The sequence below is a fragment of the Clostridium estertheticum genome, assembly GCF_026650985.1.
GTDB lineage: Bacteria > Bacillota > Clostridia > Clostridiales > Clostridiaceae > Clostridium_AD > Clostridium_AD estertheticum_C.
Genome location: NZ_CP086239.1, coordinates 3667075 through 3692517, shown reverse-complemented (window position 1 = coordinate 3692517; position 25443 = coordinate 3667075). Strand labels below are relative to the sequence as shown.

At 31.5% G+C, this 25443-nt stretch carries 22 protein-coding genes, 1 riboswitch and 1 other annotated feature; of the genes, 18 read left to right on the top strand and 4 right to left on the bottom strand.

All coding sequences use genetic code 11. The annotated features are described in order from the left end of the window. Positions 1-31 precede the first annotated feature (31 nt). Together LL038_RS17690 and LL038_RS17685 are read right to left on the bottom strand one after the other, a co-directional pair. Positions 32-961, bottom strand: coding sequence for a 2-oxo acid dehydrogenase subunit E2 (locus tag LL038_RS17690; protein WP_216125352.1), 930 nt, complete (start codon positions 959-961; stop codon positions 32-34). Positions 962-1038: 77 nt separating this feature from the next. Further along, the gene (locus LL038_RS17685; RefSeq protein WP_216125367.1) at positions 1039-2955 is read right to left on the bottom strand and encodes an ABC-F family ATP-binding cassette domain-containing protein; all 1917 of its coding nucleotides are present in this window, start codon (positions 2953-2955) and stop codon (positions 1039-1041) included. Positions 2956-3219: 264 nt separating this feature from the next. On the opposite strand from LL038_RS17685, the gene LL038_RS17680 reads away from it, so the two are divergent. The 11 genes from LL038_RS17680 (at position 3220) to LL038_RS17630 (ending at position 14545) form a co-directional block, all read left to right on the top strand. Continuing rightward, entirely contained in the window at positions 3220-3852 is a 633-nt protein-coding gene (locus tag LL038_RS17680; RefSeq protein ID WP_216125353.1) for a redox-sensing transcriptional repressor Rex, read from the top strand. A gap of 149 nt (positions 3853-4001) precedes the next feature. Then, on the top strand, positions 4002-4781 hold the full coding sequence (locus tag LL038_RS17675; RefSeq protein ID WP_216106028.1) for a short-chain-enoyl-CoA hydratase: 780 nt from the start codon (positions 4002-4004) through the stop codon (positions 4779-4781). Between the two features lie 64 nt (positions 4782-4845). After that, positions 4846-5985: an acyl-CoA dehydrogenase gene (locus tag LL038_RS17670; protein WP_268055902.1), complete on the top strand. Its 1140-nt coding sequence runs from the start codon at positions 4846-4848 to the stop codon at positions 5983-5985. A gap of 11 nt (positions 5986-5996) precedes the next feature. Then, positions 5997-6779, top strand: a complete 783-nt coding sequence (locus LL038_RS17665; protein ID WP_216128178.1) for an electron transfer flavoprotein subunit beta/FixA family protein — start codon at positions 5997-5999, stop codon at positions 6777-6779. A 20-nt stretch (positions 6780-6799) separates the two neighbouring features. After that, complete coding sequence (locus LL038_RS17660; RefSeq protein WP_268055891.1) at positions 6800-7807, top strand: electron transfer flavoprotein subunit alpha/FixB family protein; 1008 nt, start codon at positions 6800-6802, stop codon at positions 7805-7807. Between the two features lie 141 nt (positions 7808-7948). Next, entirely contained in the window at positions 7949-8797 is an 849-nt protein-coding gene (locus tag LL038_RS17655) for a 3-hydroxybutyryl-CoA dehydrogenase (RefSeq protein WP_071611153.1), read from the top strand. Positions 8798-9060: 263 nt separating this feature from the next. Then, positions 9061-10227: an iron-containing alcohol dehydrogenase gene (locus tag LL038_RS17650; RefSeq protein ID WP_216127129.1), complete on the top strand. Its 1167-nt coding sequence runs from the start codon at positions 9061-9063 to the stop codon at positions 10225-10227. A 265-nt stretch (positions 10228-10492) separates the two neighbouring features. After that, positions 10493-11362 (top strand): sulfide/dihydroorotate dehydrogenase-like FAD/NAD-binding protein, encoded by an 870-nt coding sequence (locus LL038_RS17645; RefSeq protein ID WP_216127132.1) that lies wholly within the window; start codon positions 10493-10495, stop codon positions 11360-11362. After that, on the top strand, positions 11362-12744 hold the full coding sequence (gene gltA, locus LL038_RS17640) for an NADPH-dependent glutamate synthase (RefSeq protein WP_216127140.1): 1383 nt from the start codon (positions 11362-11364) through the stop codon (positions 12742-12744). The genes LL038_RS17645 and gltA overlap by 1 nt, the downstream gene beginning before the upstream one ends. A 118-nt stretch (positions 12745-12862) precedes the next feature. Next, positions 12863-13744, top strand: coding sequence for a DNA-3-methyladenine glycosylase family protein (locus LL038_RS17635; RefSeq protein ID WP_216127143.1), 882 nt, complete (start codon positions 12863-12865; stop codon positions 13742-13744). Between the two features lie 87 nt (positions 13745-13831). Beyond that, a complete protein-coding gene (locus tag LL038_RS17630; RefSeq protein WP_216127146.1) occupies positions 13832-14545 on the top strand; it encodes a TVP38/TMEM64 family protein in 714 nt (237 codons plus the stop codon). 19 nt (positions 14546-14564) lie between these two features. On the opposite strand, the gene LL038_RS17625 is transcribed toward LL038_RS17630, so the two are convergent. Further along, a complete protein-coding gene (locus LL038_RS17625) occupies positions 14565-15572 on the bottom strand; it encodes a TIGR01906 family membrane protein (protein ID WP_216127149.1) in 1008 nt (335 codons plus the stop codon). Here LL038_RS17625 and groES point away from each other — a divergent pair. From groES to guaA, 4 genes are all read left to right on the top strand, one after another. Continuing rightward, positions 15565-15852 (top strand): co-chaperone GroES, encoded by a 288-nt coding sequence (gene groES, locus LL038_RS17620; protein WP_216127152.1) that lies wholly within the window; start codon positions 15565-15567, stop codon positions 15850-15852. The genes LL038_RS17625 and groES overlap by 8 nt on opposite strands. A 77-nt stretch (positions 15853-15929) precedes the next feature. After that, positions 15930-17555, top strand: coding sequence for a chaperonin GroEL (groL, locus tag LL038_RS17615; RefSeq protein WP_216127154.1), 1626 nt, complete (start codon positions 15930-15932; stop codon positions 17553-17555). Between the two features lie 179 nt (positions 17556-17734). Then, positions 17735-17832, top strand: a riboswitch (purine riboswitch). 215 nt (positions 17833-18047) lie between these two features. After that, entirely contained in the window at positions 18048-19502 is a 1455-nt protein-coding gene (guaB, locus tag LL038_RS17610) for an IMP dehydrogenase (protein ID WP_216127156.1), read from the top strand. A 53-nt stretch (positions 19503-19555) separates the two neighbouring features. After that, positions 19556-21085: a glutamine-hydrolyzing GMP synthase gene (guaA, locus tag LL038_RS17605; RefSeq protein WP_216127197.1), complete on the top strand. Its 1530-nt coding sequence runs from the start codon at positions 19556-19558 to the stop codon at positions 21083-21085. A 125-nt stretch (positions 21086-21210) separates the two neighbouring features. Here guaA and LL038_RS17600 read toward each other — a convergent pair whose 3' ends face one another. Continuing rightward, positions 21211-22143, bottom strand: a complete 933-nt coding sequence (locus LL038_RS17600) for a DUF475 domain-containing protein (protein ID WP_216127165.1) — start codon at positions 22141-22143, stop codon at positions 21211-21213. 197 nt (positions 22144-22340) lie between these two features. Continuing rightward, positions 22341-22396, top strand: a sequence feature (sodium ion sensor (DUF1646 type); this cis-regulatory element may regulate processes involved in with the transportation of sodium ions). A gap of 151 nt (positions 22397-22547) precedes the next feature. Between LL038_RS17600 and LL038_RS17595 the strand changes: the two genes are divergently transcribed. The 3 genes from LL038_RS17595 (at position 22548) to tnpA (ending at position 25435) form a co-directional block, all read left to right on the top strand. Next, positions 22548-23570, top strand: a complete 1023-nt coding sequence (locus tag LL038_RS17595) for a DUF1646 family protein (protein ID WP_216127167.1) — start codon at positions 22548-22550, stop codon at positions 23568-23570. A 225-nt stretch (positions 23571-23795) separates the two neighbouring features. Beyond that, the gene (locus tag LL038_RS17590; protein ID WP_216127169.1) at positions 23796-24818 is read left to right on the top strand and encodes a DUF1646 family protein; all 1023 of its coding nucleotides are present in this window, start codon (positions 23796-23798) and stop codon (positions 24816-24818) included. A gap of 218 nt (positions 24819-25036) precedes the next feature. Then, positions 25037-25435 (top strand): IS200/IS605 family transposase, encoded by a 399-nt coding sequence (gene tnpA, locus LL038_RS17585; RefSeq protein ID WP_216127171.1) that lies wholly within the window; start codon positions 25037-25039, stop codon positions 25433-25435. Positions 25436-25443 lie beyond the last annotated feature (8 nt).

Genomic DNA, 25443 nt, shown 5'->3' with positions numbered 1-25443 from the left:
CGTTATATCTTTTTTAATACAAATTCTTAGTTTACCATTTATGAATAACATTTGGTTTAGCAAATATTTCATCAAGCCTTTTTAGAAAAGGCACAAGGGAATTAAAATCAACCGCCCTATGGTCAAAAGCCAAACATATTGGAAGGATTTTTCTTATACCGATTTCCTTATTTCCATTAGGATTTAAGTACACCCCTGGTTTTTCCTGAATCGAACCAATTCCAATGGCAAAAACTTGAGGGGGTATTATTTCAAGCAAACCGAAGAATCCCTTTTGGTTTTTGTACAACGAACCAATATTTGAAACTGTAACAGTACCTGCCCTAATGTCCTTTTCGGTCAGGCGTTCATTTTCTGGTATCTTGTAATAGTCCTCTTTTTCTTTACCACAAAGCCCCTTAATTCTATATCTACCAATTTTCGAAGCCAAAATTCTTCTAATAACACTTAGATTAAACCTTTTTAATTCATGAATTGTGTCAGCAACTACAGCTCTATAAAATACTTCATTAACATTGGTATTTTCTATTCTTTTTGTTAAATTTGAAATGTATTCTGAAATATCATTCAAAGACATTTTTTCAACTCTTGGTATAGTTGGAGTTATCATTTTACCATTAGGTAAAAGCCAAGGGACTGAGATGTTAATTTCGTCAAAAATATGAGTCATACCCTCAGTTTTTTTATGATTATATTCTATATATGAATTTAAGTCAGGTGATTTTAATAAACCTTCTGTTATAACTTTAAGCATTATAGTATTAAAAGAAATTTTGTTTTCTAAATTGATTTTATTATTTAAAAGTATTTTAAATTCATTGTAAAAGTCAGTTATATCAGGCTCGTATATATATGATATATGGGGTATATCATGCCATGATGTGGTAGTTACATGCGAAACAGCTCTCCTTTGTAAATCAAACCTTTCAGAGTGTATAGATTTATTTGTTTTTAGTTCCATAGACGAATTCCTCCACTTTAATTGAATGAAATATATTTATCAGACTAAATTCTAATAATATGCTGTGTCTACTCTAATTATGTCGCAGAGTCTTCCCATGTTACGTAAAGATCTTCAAGTTCTTTTTTCACACTTAAAAGTTGATTGTTTGTTTCAACACTTCTATTTGGACTCGAATAAACCTCTTCAAGGCAAAGATCATTTTGTAATTTTTCTATTTCTTGTTCAAGCGATGCAATTTTATCTTCTAGTTCTTTAAAATCTAGTTTTTTTTGTTTCTCAAGTTTATCTTCTTCGCGCTTCTTTTTTTTATCAAAATTAATTTGAGTTTTTGACATTCCTTCTTGTTCTTCTTCTAACTTGAATCTTAAAGGATTTTTCTTCTTTTCTATATAATAACTATAATTTCCTAAATACTCTTTGAGTCCATCTTGATTCAATTCGAGTATTCTAGTAATTACCTTGTTTAAGAAATATCTATCATGTGATATTACGACAACGGTGCCGTCATATCCAAGTATTGAATCTTCTAAGGCCTCGCGGGACATAATATCTAAGTGATTTGTTGGTTCATCTAGCAATAAGAAGTTTGCCTTAGATAACATGATTTTTAGAAGATTAATCCTACACCTTTCTCCACCACTTAAAGTTGATATAACCTTAAATACATCTTCGCCTATGAATAGAAATGCAGCCAGGGCTGTACGAACCTCTGTGGTAGTAAGTTTTGGAAATTCATCCCAAACTTCATCTATTATAGTTTTTTCTGGATTTAAATTTGATTGTTCTTGGTCATAGTATCCAACAAAAATATTTTTACCCAATATTTTTATGCCTGTATCACTTGGTATTTGATCCATTATAATCTTAAACAGGGTGGTTTTACCTCTTCCGTTTTCACCAATAAGAGCAAATTTTTCTGATCTTTTTATGTCTAAATTTAGATGCTCAAACAAAAGGTTATCTCCAAATCGTTTTGATAGGTCCTCTATATGAAGAACATCATTACCACTTTTAATTTCTGTTTCAAATTTCATTTTAGTCTCGCGCGGATCTTTATCTGGAGTATGAATTCGTTCAACTTTGTCCAGGGATTTTTGTCTGCTATCTGCAGCTCTTACACTTTTTTCTCTATTAAAGGATCTGTATTTAGTTATAATATCTTCTTGCCTTTTTATTTCTGACTGTTGTACATTGTATGCTTTTAATTGAATTTCAAAATTTATTTTTTTTAATTCAATAAAACTAGTGTAACTTCCATTGTAACAATCTACATGCCCATTAATAAGTTCAAAAGTTTTATTGGTAATGGTATCTAAAAAGAATCTATCATGAGAAATAATAAACATAGTGCCCTTATAAGATTTAAGGTAATCTTCGAGCCACTCTATAGCGTCTAAATCTAAGTGGTTAGTAGGCTCATCGAGTAAGAGTATATCAGGGTTTTTAAGTAATAATTTACAGAGTGCAACTCTAGTTTTTTGACCTCCACTTAATATGTTTATTGGTTTATCATAATCATCTTCTAAAAAGCCAAGGCCTTTAAGAACTCTATTTATCTTAGCTTTATAGGTGTAGCCGCCTCTGTTATTGTAAAGTTCAGAAGTTAATGTATATTCTTTAATTATTTTATTTTGATAGTCTTCTTTTGAAGCGTCATAAGGTAAACTCATTTTTATTTCCAGAGCTTTAAGATTTTTTTCGAGGTTTAATAAATTGTCGAATACTAAAAGTGTTTCCTCGTATATAGTATTAGTTATATCTAATGATAAATTTTGGGATAAATAACCTAGCTTTTTATTTTTATCTATAAATAATTCACCAGTATCATGGTCCAATTGTGAGGTAAGTATTTTGAAAAGTGTAGACTTGCCAGCACCATTAGCACCAATAAAACCAATTCTTTCACCTTCATTTATACTTAAAGTTATTTTGTCTAAAATAACATCTATACCATAACTTTTGTGAATATCTTTGCAACTTAGAACTATCATCATTTTCACCTTCCCTGTAGCGTAGTCTTAAAGTTAATAAATATTAATTAAAGACCTTCATATATTATTGTACTATTTATATTAAAGTTATTGTAGTAAAAAGCAAATATATATAACATTAATTTTTAATGATAGTATAAAAAAGTCATAAATGGTTAATAGTGCTTAATAACTATTAAATTTGAAACAAATGTGATATTGACCTATAATGTGTGTTAAGATTGATAGTATGAAATTTATGATATTCACAGAGGAGTGTAAGTCGTGGAAAGAAAAAAAAATATATCGATGGCAGTTATTCGAAGATTGCCTAAATACAATAGATATTTAAAAGAACTTTTAAGGACTGATGTAGATAGAATATCCTCAAAAGAGTTAGGCGAGAGAATTGGCTTTACAGCATCTCAAATTAGACAAGACTTGAACTGCTTTGGGGATTTTGGACAACAGGGATACGGTTATAATGTTAAAGAATTATTAAATGAAATTAATGGCATATTGGGACTAGCAAAAGAATATAAAATGATAATAATAGGTGCTGGTAACATTGGGCAGGCTATTGCCAATTATACCAATTTTGAAAGGTTAGCTTTTAATTTGGCAGGTATTTTTGATGTTAATCCAAAGCTAATAGGACTTAAAATTAGAGATGTTGAAGTAAAAGACATAGATGAATTAGTAGGTTTTCTTAAAACTATGCCGATAGATATAGGGGTAATCTGTGTTTCGGAAAATAGTGCTCAAACAGTTTGCGACATGATGGTGGCAAATGGGGTTAAGGGCATATGGAATTTTGCACCTGTGGATTTAGAAGTGCCTAAAGAAATAATTGTTGAAAATGTACATTTGAGTGAGAGTCTCTTAACACTCAGTTGTTTAATGAATGATAGGACATAGTCATAAAAAATAATTATTTCTTGTTGATATAATTATCACAAAGATATATAATGTAATTGAGGCAAATGGCCTCATATTCATTTACGTTTATTTGTTATATTATTAACAAATAGTTAATGAATAGATTAATTCGTAAGGAGTGGATTGTTATGGAATACAAAAATATTGTTCTTCAAAAGGAAGACAAAGTTGCAGTACTTACAATTAGTAGACCAAAAGCTCTAAATGCATTAAACTCAGAAACATTGAAAGAGCTAGATTTAGCAATAGATGAAATTGCTAATGATGATAAGATTTACGCAGTAATTATAACAGGAGCTGGAAAAGCATTTGTTGCAGGTGCTGATATCACCGAAATGAAAGATCTTGATGTAATGGGTGGTAGAAGATTTGGAAATTTAGGAAATAAAGTGTTTAGAAAATTAGAAACACTAGAAAAACCAGTAATCGCAGCAGTAAATGGTTTTGCTTTAGGTGGAGGATGCGAGCTTTCTATGGCTTGTGATATTAGAATAGCATCTGTAAAGGCAAAATTTGGTCAACCTGAAGTAGGACTTGGAATAACACCTGGTTTTGGAGGGACTCAAAGACTTTCTAGACTTGTAGGACTTGGAATGGCTAAAGAATTAATATACACAGCTAAGATTATTAATGCGGAAGAAGCATTAAGAATTGGACTTGTTAATAAAGTGGTTGCGCTTGAAGATTTATTAGTTGAAGCTAAAGCACTTGCAAATACAATTGCAGGACAGGCACCTATTGCTGTAAGTCTTTGTAAAGCAGCAATTAATAAGGGAATGCAATTAGACATAGACTCAGCACTTTCATATGAATCAGAAATATTCGGAGAATGTTTCTCGACTGAGGACCAAAGTAGTGGAATGACAGCATTTATCGAGAAAACTGAAAAATGCTTTAAAAATAAGTAATTTAAGTATTCTGTTAAAATATAGGTAGCTTAGCTACCTCAGAGAATAGCGAGGAGGAAGGTTCATGAATTTTACATTGACAAAAGAACAAGAATTTGTAAAACAGATGGTAAGTGAATTCGCATTAAACGAAGTTAAACCTTTAGCTGCGGAGATAGATGTTACAGAAAGATTTCCTAGCGAAACTGTAGAAAAAATGGCTAGATACCATATGATGGGTATCCCAATAGCAACTAAATATGGTGGCGCTGGTGGAAATAATTTATCATATATTATTGCTGTTGAAGAATTATCAAAAGCATGTGCAACAACAGGAGTTATCTTATCAGCTCATACATCATTATGTGCAGGTCCAATAGATGCTTTTGGAACAGAAGATCAAAAAATGAAATATCTAGTACCACTTGCAACTGGCGAAAAATTAGGAGCTTTTGGATTAACTGAGCCTAATGCCGGTACTGATGCGTCTGGACAACAGACTACAGCAACTTTAGATGGTGATAACTATATATTAAATGGTTCAAAAATATTTATCACAAATGGTGGAGTAGCAGATACATTTGTAGTTTTTGCTATGACAGATAAAACTAAGGGAACAAGAGGAATTACAGCTTTTATAGTTGAAAAAGATTTCCCTGGATTCTCAATAGGTAAACATGAAGATAAATTAGGAATAAGAGCATCATCAACAACTGAGCTTGTATTTGAGAACTGTATAGTTCCAAAAGAAAACATGCTTGGAAAAGAAGGAAGAGGTTTCGGTATTGCAATGAAAACTCTTGATGGTGGAAGAATTGGTGTAGCTGCTCAAGCTCTAGGAATTGCTGAAGGAGCACTAGAAGAAGCTACTAAATATATGAAAGAAAGAAAACAATTTGGAAAACCACTTGCAGCATTCCAAGGACTTCAATGGATGGTTGCAGAACTTGATGTTAAAATTGAAGCTGCTAAACTTTTAGTTTATAAAGCTGCATTTAATAAAGATGCTGGTTTATCATATACAGTAGAAGCTGCAAGAGCAAAATTGTTTGCATCAGAAACTGCTATGGAAGTTACAACAAAAGCTGTTCAAATCTTCGGAGGATATGGATATACTAAAGAATATCCATTAGAAAGAATGATGAGAGATGCTAAGATAACTGAAATATATGAAGGAACTTCAGAAGTTCAAAGAATGGTTATAGCTGGAAATCTATTAAAGTAGGAGGAAATTAAATGAATATAGTTGTATGTTTAAAACAAGTTCCAGATACAAACGAAGTTAAAATAGATCCTAAAACAGGAACCCTTATAAGAGAAGGCGTTCCATCAATAATAAATCCAGATGATAAAAATGCATTAGAAGAATCATTAAGATTAAAAGATGAACATGGTGCGCACGTGACTGTAATTAGCATGGGACCACCTCAAGCAGAAAAAGCATTAAGAGAAGCTTTAGCTATGGGTGCTGATGAAGCAATACTCGTATCAGATCGTGCATTTGCAGGAGCAGATACTTTAGCTACATCACATGCACTTGCTGCAACTTTAAAGAAATTAGACTACGATGTAGTATTTGCTGGAAGACAAGCAATTGATGGAGATACAGCGCAAGTTGGACCTGAAATTGCAGAGCATTTAAATCTTGCACAAATAACATACGTTGAAAAAGTTGACGTAATTAAGGGCGGATTAAAAGTTAGAAGAGCATGGGAAGATGGATATGAAGATATCGAAGTTAAAACTCCTGTTCTTTTAACAGCTATAAAAGAATTAAATGAACCAAGATATATGAACATAAAAAACATTTTTGAAATGTTCCAAAACAAAGAAGTAAAAGTTTGGAGTGCAGCAGATATCGGAGCAGACATAGCTATACTCGGACTTAAAGGTTCACCAACAAAGGTTAAAAAGTCAATGACTAAAGAACCTAAGGGAAAAGGCGAATTAATACAATTACCAGCAGCTGAAGCTGCTTTATATGCAGTTTCAAAATTAAAAGAAAATCACTTTATCTAAAATGTAGGAGGGAGCAATCAATGAATATAGCAGATTACAAAGGCGTATGGGTCTTCGCTGAACAAAGAGACGGAGAACTTCAAAAAATTTCTTTCGAACTTTTAGGTAAGGGACGAGAAATTGCAGATAAATTAGGAGAAGAGTTAACAGCTGTACTACTTGGCGATAAAACAGATGATATGGCTCGCGAACTTGTAGCATTTGGAGCTGATAAGGTAATAGTTGCGAGTAGTCCACTACTAGGTCATTTTACAACTGATGCATATGCAAAAGTTATATGTGATCTTGCAAATGAGAGAAAACCAGGAGTAATATTTGTTGGAGCAACTTATTTAGGAAGAGATTTAGGACCAAGAATATCAGCAAGACTTTCAACAGGTTTAACTGCTGATTGTACTTCATTAGATATAGATACAGAAAACAATAATTTAATGATGACAAGACCAGCATTTGGTGGAAACCTAATGGCTACTATAGTTTGTGCAGATCATAGACCACAAATGGCTACTATTAGACCAGGAGTTTTCGAAAAATTAGCTAGAGATGCTTCTAGAACTTGCCCAGTTGAAAAAGTTACTGTAAATTTAAAAGAATCAGATATCAGAACTAAAACTGTTGATATTGTAAAAGTTGCTTCAGTTTTAGCCGATATCGGAGAAGCTAATATTATAGTATCTGGTGGTCGTGGAGTTGGAAGTAAAGAAAACTTTGCTTTGCTTGAAAAACTTGCAGCTACTTTAGATGGTGTAGTAGGAGCATCAAGAGCAGCAGTTGAAAATGGTTGGATAGATAAAGCCGTACAAGTAGGTCAAACAGGAAAAACTGTAAGACCAACTGTATATATAGCTTGCGGTATCTCAGGAGCAATTCAGCATTTAGCTGGTATGCAAGATTCTGATTTCATAATAGCTATAAATAAAGATGCAACTGCACCTATCATGAAAGCTGCTGATGTAGCAATAGCTGGAGACTTTTTGAAAGTAATTCCAGAAATGATAGCTCAGATTAATACATTAAAAAATAAATAGGTTTATTTTATAATAGTAATTTAAGAAAACTTGCTTTAATGCTAAAAAATAGCATTAAAGTAAGTTTTAAAAAAGTATACTACGTCTTGTTGTAACTAAAATAAGATTTTTAAAATAATAAAATTTAAGGGGTGTGTTTTTATGAAAAAGATTTTTGTACTTGGCGCTGGAACTATGGGAGCAGGTATTGTTCAAACATTTGCAGCTAATGGATGCGAAGTAATAATGAGAGATATTAAAGATGAATTCGTTGATAGAGGACTTGCTACAATTAAAAAGAACTTAGAAAGATCAGTTAAAAAAGAAAAAATAACTGAAGCACAAATGGAAGAAATACTTTCAAGAGTTACAGGAACTACTGATATGAAATTAGCAGCAGACTGTGATTTAGTAGTTGAAGCAGCTGTAGAAATTATGAAAATAAAGAAAGAAATTTTTGCAGAACTTGATTCAATCTGTAAACCAGAAACTATTTTAGCATCAAACACATCATCACTTTCTATAACTGAAGTAGGAGCTGCTACAAAGAGACCTGATAAAGTTATAGGAATGCATTTCTTTAATCCAGCTCCAATGATGAAACTTGTAGAGATAATCAAAGGAATGGCTACATCAACTGAAACTTTTGATGCAGTTAAAGAAATTGCAATTGCTATAGGTAAGGATCCAGTAGAAGTTGCTGAAGCTCCTGGTTTTGTTGTAAATAGAATATTAATTCCAATGATCAACGAAGCTGTAGGAATTATGGCAGAAGGTATAGCATCTGCAGAAGATATAGATAAAGCAATGAAACTTGGCGCTAATCATCCAATGGGACCTCTAGCACTCGGAGATCTTATAGGTCTTGATGTATGTCTTGCTATCATGGATGTTTTATATACTGAGACTGGAGATACTAAGTACAGAGCTCATAGCCTTTTAAGAAAATATGTTAGAGGCGGATTACTTGGAAGAAAAACTAAAAAAGGTATCTTTGATTATTCAAAATAAGATATTAATTTTAAATAAATAATAGAAGGCATTATAACTTAAATATGGTTATAGTGCCTTCTTTATTATTTATATATATAGTATAGAGAAATATAAACAATATGTAAATAATTTCTAAAGTTAACTATTAGTATGTTGACTTTATACTGTAAGTGATATATTATTAACAATATAACGTATAAATAGAAAACAGTGGTACAAGCATTGCTAAATATAATGTGTAAAAATACATACGATTACATTTAAAAATGGAGGGATATATAATGAATAGATTTACTTTACCAAGAGATATTTATTTTGGAGAAAATTCTTTAGAAGTCTTAAAAACCCTAAAAGGTAAAAAAGCGGTAATAGTTACTGGCGGAAGTTCTATGAAAAAATTTGGATTTTTAGATAAGGTTGAAGCTTATTTAAATGAAGCCGGAATTGAAGTTAAACATATTACTGGAGTGGAACCAGATCCTTCAGTTGATACAGTTATGAGCGGCGCAGCAGTTATGAGGGAATTTGAGCCAGACTTAATAGTTTCAATAGGTGGGGGTTCACCAATTGATGCAGCAAAAGCTATGTGGATTTTCTATGAATATCCAGAATTTACTTTTGAACAAGCTGTTATACCATTTGGTATTCCAGACTTAAGACAAAAGGCTAAATTTATAGCTATACCATCAACTAGTGGAACAGCATCAGAAGTTACAGCATTTTCAGTAATTACTGACTATAAAGCAAAAATAAAATATCCTTTAGCAGATTTCAACTTAACTCCGGATGTAGCTATAATTGATCCATCACTAGCTCAAACAATGCCACCAAAATTAACAGCACACACAGGTATGGATGCATTAACTCATGCACTTGAGGCTTATGTTGCAGGACTTCATTCTTATTTCTCAGACCCACTTGCAATGCAAGCTATAACTATGATTAAGGAGAATTTAGTAAAATCATTTGAAGGTAATGTAGAAGCAAGAAATGAGATGCATATGGCACAATGCCTTGCAGGAATGGCATTTTCAAATGCATTACTAGGAATATCTCATAGTATGGCGCATAAAATAGGTGGTGTATTCCACGTTGCACATGGTCTTGCAAATGCAATACTACTTCCACATGTTATAGATTTTAATAAGAAATCTTGTGGAGATAGATATGCTACAATCGCTAGAACATTAAAACTTGCTGGGAATACAGATGATGAATTAATAAATTCATTAACTGATATGATAAAGGATTTAAATAAGACTCTAAATATACCATTATCTTTCTCTGAAAATGGTATGACTAAAGAAGAGTTTGATGCTAATTTAGATTTTATAGCTGAGAATGCTTTAAAAGATGCATGTACAGGATCAAATCCAAGACCAATAAATTTAGATGAGATGAAAAAAGTATTAACATGTTCATTTACTGGTGAAAAAGTTAATTTCTAATATGAAATTAAATAATTATTGTAAAAGTTTTGTCAATGTACATTAGTTAATAATTAACAATGGACAGATAGTAATAGCATTGGTAAGTTATGCTCTTCACTATCTGTCTATTTTAATATAAAATTTTATTTGAAATTAAATTTAACGTTTTAATATACTTTAGATTTTTGTGGTAAAATAAAGATAGTACAAATATCTTAACATAATGAAAATTTTAATGGTACATAAGTAGGCTAAAATAATAGAAAGATGTGGAGGTAAATAAATGTATAAAATAGTTGGAAAAAAAGCATTAGCACCACAAATATTTTTAATGGATATTGAGGCACCAAGAGTCGCTAAATCAGCACAACCTGGTCAGTTTATAATAATAAAAATGGATGAAAAAGGTGAGAGAATACCGTTAACAATAAGTGATTTTGATGCCGAAAGAGGTACAGTTACTATAGTAGTTCAAACTATAGGCTGCTCAACAAAAGAAATGGAAAACTATGAAATTGGGGATTCATTTTCAGATTTTGTAGGACCTCTTGGACAAGCATCAGAATTAATGAGTGAAAGTATTGAAGAGTTAAAGAAAAAGAAAATCGTATTTGTAGCAGGAGGTCTTGGAACTGCTCCAGTTTATCCTCAGGTTAAATGGCTTAACTCTCAAGGCGTAAAGGCAGATGTAATAATAGGCGCTAAAGCTAAAGAATATGTAATTATGGAAGAAGAAATGAAGAAAGTAGCGGGAAATGTATATCCATGTACAGATGACGGTTCTTATGGATATAAGGGACTTGTTACAAATAAATTAAAAGAATTAGTCCAAAATGAAGGTAAAAAATATGATTTAGTTGTTGCTATTGGACCAATGATAATGATGAAATTTGTTTGCAAATTAACTGAAGAGCTTGGTATATCAACTATTGTAAGCATGAATCCTATTATGGTAGATGGGACAGGAATGTGTGGAGCCTGCAGGATTACTGTAGACGGCAAAACTAAGTTCGCCTGCGTTGATGGACCAGAATTTGATGGTCATAAGGTTAATTTTGAGGAAGCAATGAGAAGACAAGCAATGTACAAAACACAAGAAATTTCTAAAAATGAAGGCATTAAAGCCGGATGTGGTTTAGGAGGTACTAAATAATGGATAAGATGAAGAGAGTTCCAATAGAAGAGCAAGATCCAAAAATAAGAGCAACTAATTTTGCGGAGGTATGTTTAGGATATACAGAGGATGAAGCAGTTAAGGAAGCTACAAGATGTTTAAACTGTAAAAAACCAATGTGTGTTAGTAAATGCCCTGTTGCAATAGATATTCCCGGTTTTATTAAGCATGTTAAGAATAAAGAATTTGTAGAGGCAGTTAAGGTGATAGCTAAATATAGTGCACTTCCTGCGGTTTGTGGTAGGGTTTGTCCACAAGAAACTCAATGTGAGAGCAAGTGTATCCTAGGAATAAAAGGAGACGCAATAGCTATAGGTAAACTTGAAAGATTTGTAGGGGATTACTCAAGGGTACATAATGTCGATCTTTCAGAAACTAAACCTAAAAATGGTATTAAGGTTGCAGTGGTAGGAAGTGGTCCATCAGGACTTACTTGCGCAGGAGATTTAGCAAAAGCTGGATACGATGTGACTATTTTCGAGGCACTTCATGAAGCTGGTGGAGTTTTGGTATATGGTATACCAGAATTTAGGCTTCCAAAAGAAACAGTAGTAAAACATGAAGTTGAAAATGTTAAAAAATTAGGCGTCAAATTAGAAACAAATGTTATTGTGGGACGAACTGTAACAATAGACCAATTGATGGAAGATGAAGATTTTAAAGCTGTATTTATTGGTTCTGGTGCAGGACTACCAATGTTTATGGGAATACCGGGAGAAAATTTAAATGGAGTGTTTTCTGCTAATGAGTATTTAACTAGAAATAATTTAATGAAAGCATATAAAGAAGGATATCAGACACCTATAAGAACAGGCGAAAAGGTTGCGGTTGTAGGTGGAGGAAATGTTGCTATGGACTCTGTGCGTACAGCAGTGAGACTTGGAGCAGAAGGACACATAGTATACAGAAGATCAGAATCAGAACTTCCTGCAAGAGTTGAGGAAGTACATCATGCAAAAGAAGAAGGGGTTATAATGGATCTACTTGTTAACCCAATTGAAATCCTAGGTGATGAAAAAGGTAATGTTATAGGAATGAAGTGCATAAGAATGGAGTTAGGTGAGCCTGATGCCTCAGGAAGAAGAAGACCTATAGCTATTGAAGGCTCAGAATTTATAATGGATGTTAATACAGTTATAATGTCTTTAGGGACATCACCAAATCCATTAATACCTTTGACAACAGAAGGTTTAGATATTAATAAACGTAAGTGCATAATTGCAGAGGATGAAACTGGATTAACATCTAAAAAGAATGTATATGCTGGTGGAGATGCAGTTTCAGGAGCGGCTACAGTTATACTAGCTATGGAAGCGGGCAAAAAAGCTGCTAAAGCTATAGATGAAATGTTAACAAACTAATAAATTGGACTTAAATAACTCCATAAACAAAGGTTTATGGAGTTGTTTTTTTAAAATAATGAATTTTATTATCATTTATTGGGAAATTATAATAAGGATTAAGGAAAGGAAAAAAACTATGGATTATAAAAAGGTTGAATCATTTGATAAGGGTATTATCATAAAAGGTGTAGATAACTTCGAATTAGCCCATATATTTGAATGTGGACAATGTTTTAGATGGAACAAGCAAGAGAATGGTAACTATATAGGGGTGGCATATGGAAAGGTAATAGAAGTAGAAAAGAATGAGATGGAAGTAAAAATATATAATATAAATGAAGAAGAATTTGAAATGATTTGGTGTGATTATTTTGATCTTAAAAGAGAGTATACGGTTATTAAAGAAAAATTTCGAAAAGATCCACTTCTTGAAAGATCAGTTAACTTTGGTTATGGGATTAGACTACTTCAGCAGGAACCATTTGAACTTACAATATCATTTATAATTTCTTCGAACAATAGAATACCTATGATAAAAAGAGCTATAAACAGGTTAAGCGAAAAATGGGGAAAAGCAATAGAGTATAAAGGTGATACATACTATACGTTCCCAACAGCAGCAGAATTAGATAAAGCATCTATTGAGGAAATTCAAAGTTGTGGTCTAGGTTTCAGATCTAAATATGTAAAGGATGCAGTGCATAGAATATATGCAGATGAAATAAACTTGGAATTTGTTAAATCATGTGATGATGATATTTGCCACCAAGAGTTACAAAAACTAAGCGGTATTGGACCAAAGGTTTCTGATTGTATCATGTTGTTTTCCATGCAAAAATATTCTGCTTTCCCAGTGGACGTGTGGGTTAAGAGAGCAATGCAGTTTTTTTATTTAGCACCAGATGTGTCACTACCTAAAATAAGAATTTTTGCTAGAGATAAGTTTGAAAACTTAGCAGGTTTTGCACAACAGTATTTATTTTATTATGCAAGAGAAAATAATATTAAAATAGAATAAATTAATGAAGATTAAGCAAAATAACAAATGAAATATAAAGTTATGGACTACTATTGAACCTTATAAAAATGAAGAGGATGGAGAACTATGAAAAGAGTATGGGATTATATAAGGATAAAGCTATTAAGACATAAACAACATATAGTAATAATAGTAATTTTATTGGTTTTCTTATATATAGGATATGAGTATTCTTTCAAGTACTCGTATATAATAAAAAATCCTAATATGATGAAAGAAATTGTTCTTTCTTACGGCAATTTCAGTGTTTTAGTCTTCATACTTATGCAGGTTTTACAAGTAGTAGTTTTTTTTATTCCGGGAGAATTTATACAAATTGCTGGGGGATATATTTTTGGTGTTTTTTGGGGTGGAGTGATATCTTTAATTGGGATTACTTTAGGAAGCATAATAGTATATCTTATTGCTAAGGACTATTGCAAACCACTAGTGGAAAAATTGATGTTAAAAAAGGAAATAAAATTCTTTAAAAAAATACTAGATGTGGGAAGTAAAAGGATTGTTGTATTCATGTTTTATTTAATTCCGGGAATACCTAAGGATGCACTAGCGTATATATGTGGTGTATCAAATATTTCTTTTAAAGATTTTTGCATATATTCAACACTAGGTAGAGTTCCAGGAATTTTTATATCATCTTATTTTGGGGAGAAAATATATTCAAAAGATGTTACAAGTTTAATAACGATAGGAGTAATAATGAGCTTTTTATTCCTAATAGGAATTTTAAAAGGTAATATTATAATTAAAAATATGATCAAAAAGAAAAAAAAACATTAAAATCACACCCTTATAAACATTATAAAGAATGTGACTTTTTAGTTGTTTTATATATAAAACTTAACGTTATGCTGCACATGGTTATTAAAAGGATAATTAATATAGCACAGTGAAAGAAAAAACTCTGCGGTAGGATTGTTATTATTGGGTCTGATTTAACATCAAAGAGCCAATAATTATTGTTAAAGAAGATGTGATGAAAAGTTGTAAAACTTTTATCAAAATTAACTAGAAAGGGTATAAGTAATAGTATCGGTATAACAATAAGGGAAATGGAGCTAGTTAATAGATATCTTATTGTTTTCCGTTTTTTATTTATAAGTATTCCTATAATACTTACTAATATTGAGAAAAATAGCATTAATTTGAGTTTATCAAATATTACTTTAACTTCTTTAAAATGAATTTTACCATGAATAGATGATGGTAGTGTTGGGAGATTAAATTCTTCGTTTGTATTTTGAGTTATATATGTGATAACATAATTATAATTGGATTTTAGTTCACTTTTATTTAAGCCCGAAGAATTTTCAATATTTAATATTCCAATATCCATATAATACAAGGGTTTAAAAAGTAAAGTAAAATATACACTCAAGATTAAAAAAGAAAATATAAAACTCGAAATAAAAACCGCCTTAGATAAAAATTTAATAAATGCCTTTATATTCCTAATAATAAAGGTTGCAGAAAAGCAGTTAATAATCGATCTGTTCAAAACATTCACAAAATCACCTCTAATAGTAAGTATAACTGATATACATAAATGTATACAAGAATAAATAAATTCATAAAGATTGCATAAATTGGAATGAGTAAAGCAAATCAGAGAATAACTATGAAATACGTTGGTTATAAAACATAATTTGTCTGTATGGTTATAAATGGAATAATATGTGGAGTAGTTGAAGTTGCTATTATACTGATTATTAATTATTATATAAGGTATAGAACATATTAGCACTCGGATGCGCTGAGTGCTAACAAAAGGAATAAAAATATAAAAGGAGGGGTTTAAAATGAACATTAGACCACTTAGTGATAGGGTATTAATTAAAAGATTAGAAGCAGAGGAAACTACGAAAAGTGGAATAGTTCTTGCAGGGGCTTCAAAGGAAAAACCTCAAGAAGCTGAGGTTATTGCAGTAGGACCAGGAAAAACAGAAGATGGAAAATTGATTAAAATGGAAGTTAAAACAGGGGATAAAGTATTATTCTCTAAATATTCAGGAAATGAAATAAAATATGATGGAATTGATTATATCATATTAAAACAAGAAGAACTATTAGCTGTAATTGAAAAATAATATTTAATTAATCGCAAAAATGATTAAATATTATTATTAATTATATTTAATCATTAACGCACAAGGAGGGTTTTTAAATGGCTAAAAATGTATTGTTTGGAGAAGAAGCAAGAAGAGCTATGCAAAGAGGTGTAGACAAACTTGCAAACACAGTAAAAATAACACTAGGACCCAAAGGTAGAAATGTTATTTTAGATAAGAAATTTGGATCACCATTAATAACAAATGATGGTGTTACTATAGCAAGGGAAATAGAACTTGAAGATCCGTTTGAAAATATGGGAGCACAACTTGTTAAAGAAGTTGCTACAAAAACTAATGATGTTGCAGGAGATGGAACAACTACAGCTACATTACTTGCTCAGGCTATAATAAGAGAAGGTTTAAAAAATGTTACAGCTGGAGCTAATCCAATGTTAATAAGAACTGGTATAAAAATGGCTGTAGATAAAGCAGTTGAAGAAATTAAAAAAGCTTCTAAACCAGTAAGTGGTAAAGAAGATATAGCTAGAGTTGCATCTATATCAGCTAGCGATGAAGTAACAGGTGCTTTAATAGCTGACGCTATGGAAAAAGTAGGTAATGAAGGTGTTATAACTGTAGAAGAATCAAAATCTATGGGAACAGAACTTGACGTAGTTGAAGGAATGCAGTTTGACCGTGGATATTTAAGTGCATATATGGTTACAGATACAGAAAAGATGGAAGCAAATCTTGAAGAACCATATATTTTAATAACAGATAAAAAAATAACTAATATACAAGACATACTTCCAATACTTGAGCAAATTGTTCAACAAGGTAAAAAATTGTTAATAGTTGCAGAGGACATTGAAGGGGAAGCTTTAAGTACATTAGTTGTTAATAAATTAAGAGGAACCTTTACTTGTGTAGGCGTTAAAGCTCCAGGTTTTGGTGATAGAAGAAAAGAAATGCTTCAAGATATAGCAACTCTAACTGGTGGAGAAGTTATAAGTGAAGAACTAGGAAAAGAATTAAAAGATGTTACTGTTGAGATGCTTGGAAAAGCTGAGAGTGTTAAAATATCTAAAGAAAACACTACAATAGTAAATGGAAAAGGTGATAAGAACGCAATACATGATAGAGTATCTCAAATTAAAAAACAAATTGAAGATACTACATCAGATTTCGATAAAGAAAAATTGCAAGAAAGACTTGCTAAACTTGCAGGAGGAGTAGCTGTAATAAAAGTTGGAGCTGCTACTGAAACTGAATTAAAAGAGAAAAAATTAAGAATAGAAGATGCTCTTGCGGCTACAAAAGCAGCAGTTGAAGAAGGAATAGTTCCAGGTGGTGGAACAGTTTACATCAATGCAATTACTGAGATTGCTAAATTAACTTCAGATGTATCAGATATTCAAGTGGGTATTAACATAATCAAAAGAGCTTTAGAAGAACCATTAAGACAAATCGTTACCAATGCTGGTGCAGAAGCTTCAGTTATAATAGAAAAAGTTAAAGAAAGCGCTGGAGAAATTGGATATGATGCGTTACATGGTAAATTAGTAAATATGAATAAAGCAGGAATTGTTGACCCAACAAAAGTTGTAAGATCAGCACTTCAAAATGCGGCATCTGTTGCAGCAACATTCTTAACAACAGAAGTTGCAGTTGCAGATATTCCAGAGAAAAATCCAGCACCAATGGGTGCACCAGGAATGGGAATGGATGGAATGTACTAAGAAAAAATAATATTCTAATTAATTAGAATAAAATATATTAGAATAGGAAGATTAACTAGGTTATATCTAGTTAATCTTCCTATTTTATTAGATCATAAAAATATGTTTTTAATATGTAAACGAGCAAGCACAAGATAGTTATTGACAAATCTTTAAACATTAACTATCATGGTTATAATAGCTACAAAAACAACTCTACTCATATATCCCTTGAATACGGCAAGGAGCATCTACGGTCAGCCTTAAATTGACCACTATGGGTAATTTTAGTATGAACTTATTTTAGGTATGCTAATTTTACTTTGATTAAAGTAGGATTAGTATGCTTTTCTATACTTTATACCTTATTTTTTAATATTGTATATATATATATGGGTTTATACCAATTATAAAAAATGAATATAAGGAACATTTAATTAAATATAATATCATTTTTGATATGATATTTAATTTTATGTACCTAAAATAGAAGTACGAAGGGGTGTTGATTAAATGGCAAAGATATTAAAACAAGCGTATACATTTGACGATGTATTGTTAGTCCCAAACAAATCTGAGGTTTTACCTAGAGATGTTACTTTAGGTACCTACCTTACAAAAAAAATAAAACTTAATATACCACTAATGAGTGCAGCGATGGATACTGTTACTGAATCTAGAATGGCTATTGCTATGGCTAGAGAGGGTGGAATAGGCATTATACATAAAAATATGAGTATTGAAAATCAAGCTATTGAAGTTGATAGAGTTAAAAGGCAAGAAAATGGTGTAATTACAGATCCATTTTTCTTATCACCAGAAAATCTTCTAGAAGATGCTTTAGAATTAATGAAAAAATATAGAATATCAGGAGTTCCAATTACAACAGATGGAAAGCTCGTTGGAATAATTACTAATAGAGATATAGTCTTTGAAACTGATTATAGTAAAAAGATTAAAGACATAATGACAAGTAAAAATTTAATAACAGCACCAGAAGGAACAAGCATGCAAGAAGCAAAGGAACTTCTTAAAAAACATAAAATAGAGAAGTTACCTTTAGTAGATAGCGAAAATAATTTAAGAGGTCTTATAACTATAAAAGATATAGAGAAAACTTTGAGATTCCCAGATGCTGCAAAGGATTCTCGCGGAAGATTATTATGTGGTGCAACAGTTGGTGTAACTGCTGATAAGATGGATAGGGTAGCTGCACTTGTAAAGGCTGGCGTGGATGTAATAACTATAGATACAGCTCATGGACATTCTTTAGGAGTACTAGAGGCTGTACGTGAAATAAAGGCTGCATACCCAGAACTTCAAATAATTGCAGGAAATATTGCAACTGCTGCAGCAACTCGTGATTTAATTGAAGCAGGGGCAGATTGTGTAAAGGTTGGTATAGGTCCTGGTTCAATTTGTACTACAAGAATTGTTGCAGGAGTAGGTGTTCCACAACTTACAGCAGTTATGGATTGTGTTGAAGAAGGAAATAAATATGGAATTCCTGTAATTGCAGATGGCGGTATAAAATACTCAGGAGACATAGTTAAGGCATTAGCAGCAGGTGCTAAGGTAGTAATGATTGGTTCTATGTTCGCAGGTTGCGAAGAAGCGCCAGGCGAGATGGAAATATATCAAGGAAGAAGTTATAAGGTATACAGAGGCATGGGTTCTTTAAGTGCTATGGCTTGTGGAAGTAAGGATAGATATTTCCAAGAAGGAAATAAGAAGTTAGTTCCAGAAGGTGTAGAAGGAAGATTACCTTTTAAAGGAAGTGTTATAGATACAATATTCCAGATGATCGGTGGTATAAGGTCTGGTATGGGATATTTAGGTTCAGCAACACTTGTACAATTGTTTGAAACTTCAACATTTGTTGTTCAAACTTCAGCAGGACTTCGCGAAAGTCATCCACACGATGTATCAATTACAAAAGAATCACCAAACTATAGCGTAAACAGCTAGAATATATAACAATAGATAAATTAAGGCTTAAATGTACAGGAGGAAAAACATTGATTAATAGAGAATTAGTTTTAGTAGTTGATTTTGGTGGTCAATATAATCAACTTATTGCAAGAAGAGTTAGAGAAAACAGTGTTTACTGTGAAATAATACCATACACATATTCTGTTGAAAAAATAAAAAACATGAATCCAATAGGTATAATATTCACGGGTGGACCAAATAGTGTATATGCTGATGGTGCTCCACAAATTGAAAAAGAAATATTTGAGCTTGGTATTCCTATCTTGGGAATATGTTATGGTGCTCAATTAATGGCACAAGCATTTGGTGGAGAAGTTAAAACATCAGAAGTTCGCGAATATGGTAAAGTAGAAGTTGACCTAAATAAAGATGCTATTATTTTCAAAGGAATAGATGAAAATCAATGTTGGATGAGTCATACAGATCATATATCTAAAGTTCCAAAAGGATTTGAAATTATTGCAACTTCTAAACATTGTCCAGTAGCTGCTATGGCAAATGTTTCTAAAAAACTTTATGGAGTTCAATTTCATCCAGAAGTAAAACATACTCTCTTTGGTGAAGAAATGATTAGAAAGTTCTTATATGATGTATGTCAGGTTAATGGCGATTGGTCAATGTCTTCTTTTGCACAGGAGAAAATTAAGGCTATTAGAGAACAAGTTGGAGATAAAAAAGTGCTTTGTGCTCTCTCAGGTGGAGTTGATTCTTCAGTTGCTGCAGTACTTGTTTACAAAGCAATTGGTGATCAGTTAACTTGTGTGTTTGTAGATCATGGTTTACTTAGAAAAGATGAAGGCGACCAAGTTGAAACTATATTTAACGGTGAATTCGACATGAAGATAATAAGAGTTAACGCTAAAGATAGGTTCCTAGGTAAGCTTAAGGGCGTAAGTGACCCAGAGAAAAAGAGAAAGATAATTGGAGAAGAATTTATAAGAGTTTTTGAAGAAGAGTCAAATAAACTCGGCCAATTAGATTTCCTTGTTCAAGGAACAATATACCCAGATGTAGTAGAGAGTGGTACTGCCACTTCAGCTACCATAAAAAGTCATCACAATGTTGGAGGACTTCCAAAAGATATGCACTTTAAACTAATTGAGCCTTTAAGAGAGTTATTTAAAGATGAGGTTAGAGCTGTTGGAGAAGAAATTGGAATACCACATCACTTAGTGTGGAGACAACCGTTCCCAGGACCAGGACTCGCTATAAGAGTACTTGGAGAAATAACTGAGGAAAAATTATTTATAACTAGCGAGGCAGATGCAATCTTTAGAGATGAAATAGCTAAAGCAGGACTTGAAAGTGAGATATGGCAGTATTTTGCATGTCTTCCTAACATTAAGTCTGTTGGAGTTATGGGTGATGAGCGAACATATTGTCACACAGTAGCTTTAAGAGCTGTTACAAGTTCCGATGCAATGACTTCAGACTGGGCTAGAATACCTTACGAGGTATTAGATATAGTATCTCGTAGAATCGTTAATGAAGTTAAAGGAGTAAACAGAATTGTTTACGATATAACATCTAAGCCACCTTCTACTATAGAGTGGGAATAGGTCATTTAGGTAATAAATTATTGAAAAACTTAGATATATTAATAAAATAAGATAATTAAAAGTGGTTATGATGTATGCTATTAAAAAGGCACATCATAACCACTTTTTTTATAAATAATATTCTCCTATTCAGACGCCATATTGTTTTTAGCATAGATTTTTGATTTAAAGAAAAAGAATAATATTATTAATATTGTGACTAAAGGTGTAACATATTCTGGTATTTCTATTTTAAATCCTTCAAGTATCATCACTACACCGAGACATAGTATTGAATACATTGCTCCATTCTTAAGAAAAATATATTTTTTTATGTTTTCTATATTCCCCATGGTTAGTTGCCTTACAACAATAGCTCCTAGGCCATTTCCCAAAATTATTAGTGGTACTGAGGTTGTAAATGCAAAAGCGCCTAATACCCCATCAATGGAAAAAGTCATATCAATTATTTCTAAATATAATATCTTACTAATGTCAGACATCCCACTTGTATTACTCAATAATTGTTGCTCGTTTGATTCTGCGTTCTTCTTAAAGCCATCAGTAATAAAAAATGCAGAAGATCCGATTACAGCAGAGAGCGCCAATACTGAATTATGTTTCAAAGCCAATGCAACAATTACAACTAAAATCACGGAAACTATTGCATAAAACCATGCGCCGTGTTTAACAAAGAATTCTTCACCTGGAAGTCCAAAGTGCTTATCTTCAATAAACAGCCAATGAAGAAATAGGAATAATAAAAATACTCCTCCTCCAAGCATCAGAATAGGCGTGGAAAGTTCAAATGATTCTTTTATGTGTGGATCATTTGAAAATGTGGCAGTAAGAGCTCCTATGGGACCGAGTCCTGGATTAGTTACCCAGACTATAATCCATGGCAACATGCCTCTTACAATAAATACTGCAAACAATATACCGTAGAACAGAAACCATTTCTTTGCTTTTTCAGACATAGTTCCAAGAACCTCTGCGTTTATTACAGCATTATCGATGCTGGATACTATTTCGAATACACATAAACCAATTATAATAAATAGTATGGACATAAATCCCATTTAGTCAAAACTCCTTCCAAAATTAAATACTTGTTTGTAATATGTATTATAAACTATCGATACTTGTACTTTCAACATGTTTATTTATTTAGGGTAGGATAACAGTGACATTTAATATGTACTTACTAAATTCTTGTATGGAATACAGTTGAGTTAATATAAAATGTATGATATAGTTTAATTATAATATGGTTAGCGGTTGGACAAACTAACGTTTGATTCCGAGAAAAATTTGTTTCTAGGGTGGGAAACTCTTATTTGAGTATCCCACTCTATTATTTTTTGTTCTCATAATGTTTAGAATATATTCCATTGCATATTACTAATTTTGGAAGGGGATAATATAAAATAGTAATTCGGATTTAATTCAATATAATTCACAATAACAAAAGGACGTGATAATTATGATTTATATACTAATTTTTCTTTTAGCAATAACTTTTATATTACCAATTGTATCGAAAAAAGTAGAGGCAAATCTTGAAATTTTTCTTTTTACTATTGGGGTATTAGCAGCTGTTACTTCGGGTGTAATAAACAAAACATTTTTACTAAGTATTGCTCAAAATAAATTCATGTATTTTATAGCCTTTGCTGTATTAATAGGTGGATTTTTGTTCAAAACACTAACTACTCATATAAATAAAGCATTAGAACATATTCTAAAACGTATTCCATTAAGAATTTTTATATTTTTATTAATAGTAGTTATAGGGCTTTTGTCAAGCGTAATAACAGCAATTATAGCTGCCCTTCTATTAGTAGAAATAGTTAGTATACTACCTATTAGTAGAAAAAATAAAATAAATATTAATATAATTGCTTGTTTTTCAATTGGACTAGGCGCAATATTAACCCCAATAGGGGAGCCATTATCTACAATTGTAGTTTCTAGGCTTGGTTTGAATTTTTGGTCGCTTTTAGATCAACTTGGTATTTATATTATTCCTGGTATAATAATACTTGGAATTATGGGAGCAACTTATGGATCAAAGGAAAAGGGTAAAGCAGATAACGATGAAGAAATTGTTATAGGCGAAACAAACAAATTGATCATTATAAGGGCAATTAAAATATTCCTATTCATTATTGCATTGGAACTACTTGGAGAAGGATTTAAACCAATAATTGAGGCTTATATATTACCACTTGATACTCGCTATTTGTACTGGGTTAATATGTCCTCGGCAGTATTAGATAATGCAACACTTGCTGCAGCAGAAATAAGTGTTAAAATGTCACCAGAACAAATTAGGGCTGTGCTAATAGGATTGCTTGTCAGTGGAGGAATAATGATTCCAGGTAATATACCAAATATTATTTCTGCTGGTAAATTAAAAATTACAAGTAAAGAGTGGATTAAGGTAGGGGCACCAATCGGAATTTCTATTATGCTCATATATTATGCTGTTTTATTTGTATTTTAGTGATTTTTGTATTTAAAAAGATCATCCATTTTTGCTAATATATATTAGTATAAATGGATGGTTAAACTTATATTAAGGCCCTAAGTATAGGCTATTGCTCAACTAATTATATGTGAGAAAATTGAATTAATATAGATTTTATGGTATAATTTTATATAATATTTTAACGGTTGGACAAGCTAATGTTTGATTCATTATAACTTTTCACAAAAGGACGTGATAATAATGCTTTTTATATTAATTATTCTTTTAGTAGTAACCTTCGTGTTACCACTTATATCAAAAAAAGTAGAAGGTAATCTAGAAGTTTTTTTATTTACTATTGGATTATTAGCTTCTATTACTTCGGGTGTATTAAACAAAACATTTTTACTTAGTATTGCGCAAAATAAATTCATGTATTTTATAGCCTTTGCTGTATTAATAGGTGGATTTTTATTCAAAGCATTTAATAACCCTATAAAAATAGGATTAGAGCATGTTTTAAATCGTATTCCATTAAGGATTTTTGTGTTTTTGTTAGTAGTAATTATAGGGCTTTTATCAAGTGTAATAACAGCAATTATAGCTGCCCTTCTATTAGTTGAGATAGTTAGTATACTTCCAGTTAGTAGAAAAAACAAAATAAATATTAATATAATTTCATGTTTTTCAATTGGGATTGGGTCAATATTAACACCAATAGGGGAGCCATTATCCACAATTGTAGTTGCTAAACTTGGACTTAGTTTTTGGGCTCTTTTAAATCAACTTGGTATTTATATTATCCCAGGAATATTAATACTTGGTATTATTGGGGCATTGTATGCTTCTCTAGACAAAACTAAAACAGTGAATGATGATGAAGAACTTGAAGATGAAACAAATAAATTGATTCTTATAAGAGCAATTAAAATCTTCCTATTCATAATAGCATTAGAGTTACTTGGAGAAGGATTTAGACCAATAATTGATAAATATATAATAACTCTAGATTATCACTATTTATATTGGGTTAATATGTCTTCAGCGGTGTTAGATAATGCGACACTTGCAGCTGCGGAAATAAGTGTTAAAATGTCACAAGTACAAGTTGAAGCTGTGCTTCTTGGATTGCTTATTAGTGGAGGAATGATGATCCCAGGTAATATACCTAATATTATTTCTGCTGGTAAATTAAAAATTACGAGTAGCGAATGGATTAAATTAGGAGTTCCATTAGGGCTTATTATGATGGCTATATACTACGTTGTTTTATTTGTAATATAAAATATTTAATAATTTCTAATAAAACAGATGAGAATAAATTATTCTCATCTGTTTTTTTTTATTGAATTTAACCATAATAGGCGGAATTCTCCCATCCTCTACAGGTGGGGGATGGACAGCCTTTATTATTTTAGGTTAGATACATAAAACAATAAATCTTTGGCAAACTATTAATAGTAATATGTGGTCAGTAGTAAATTTATAAGGTAGGTGATATATTGGAATTAGATACTAATAATCATTCGGTATTCTTGCTAAATTATCATTTAGTATTGGTTATAAAATATAGAAAAAAAGTAATAAATGATGAAATATCAAATAGACTAAAGGAAATATTTGAGTATATATGCCCCAAATATAATATTACTTTAGATGAATGGAATCATGATAAAGACCATGTTCATCTATTGTTTAGAGGTTATCCAAATACGGATATATCTAAGTTTATAAACGCATATAAAAGTGCTAGTAGTAGACTTATAAAAAAAGAGTTTCTATCAATCAAAACCCAATTATGGAAAGAGTATTTTTGGAGTAAAAGTTACTGCCTTATAACAACTGGTGGTGCCCCTATAGATATAGTTAGAAAATATATAGAAACCCAAGGATTGAAATGAGGTGAGAA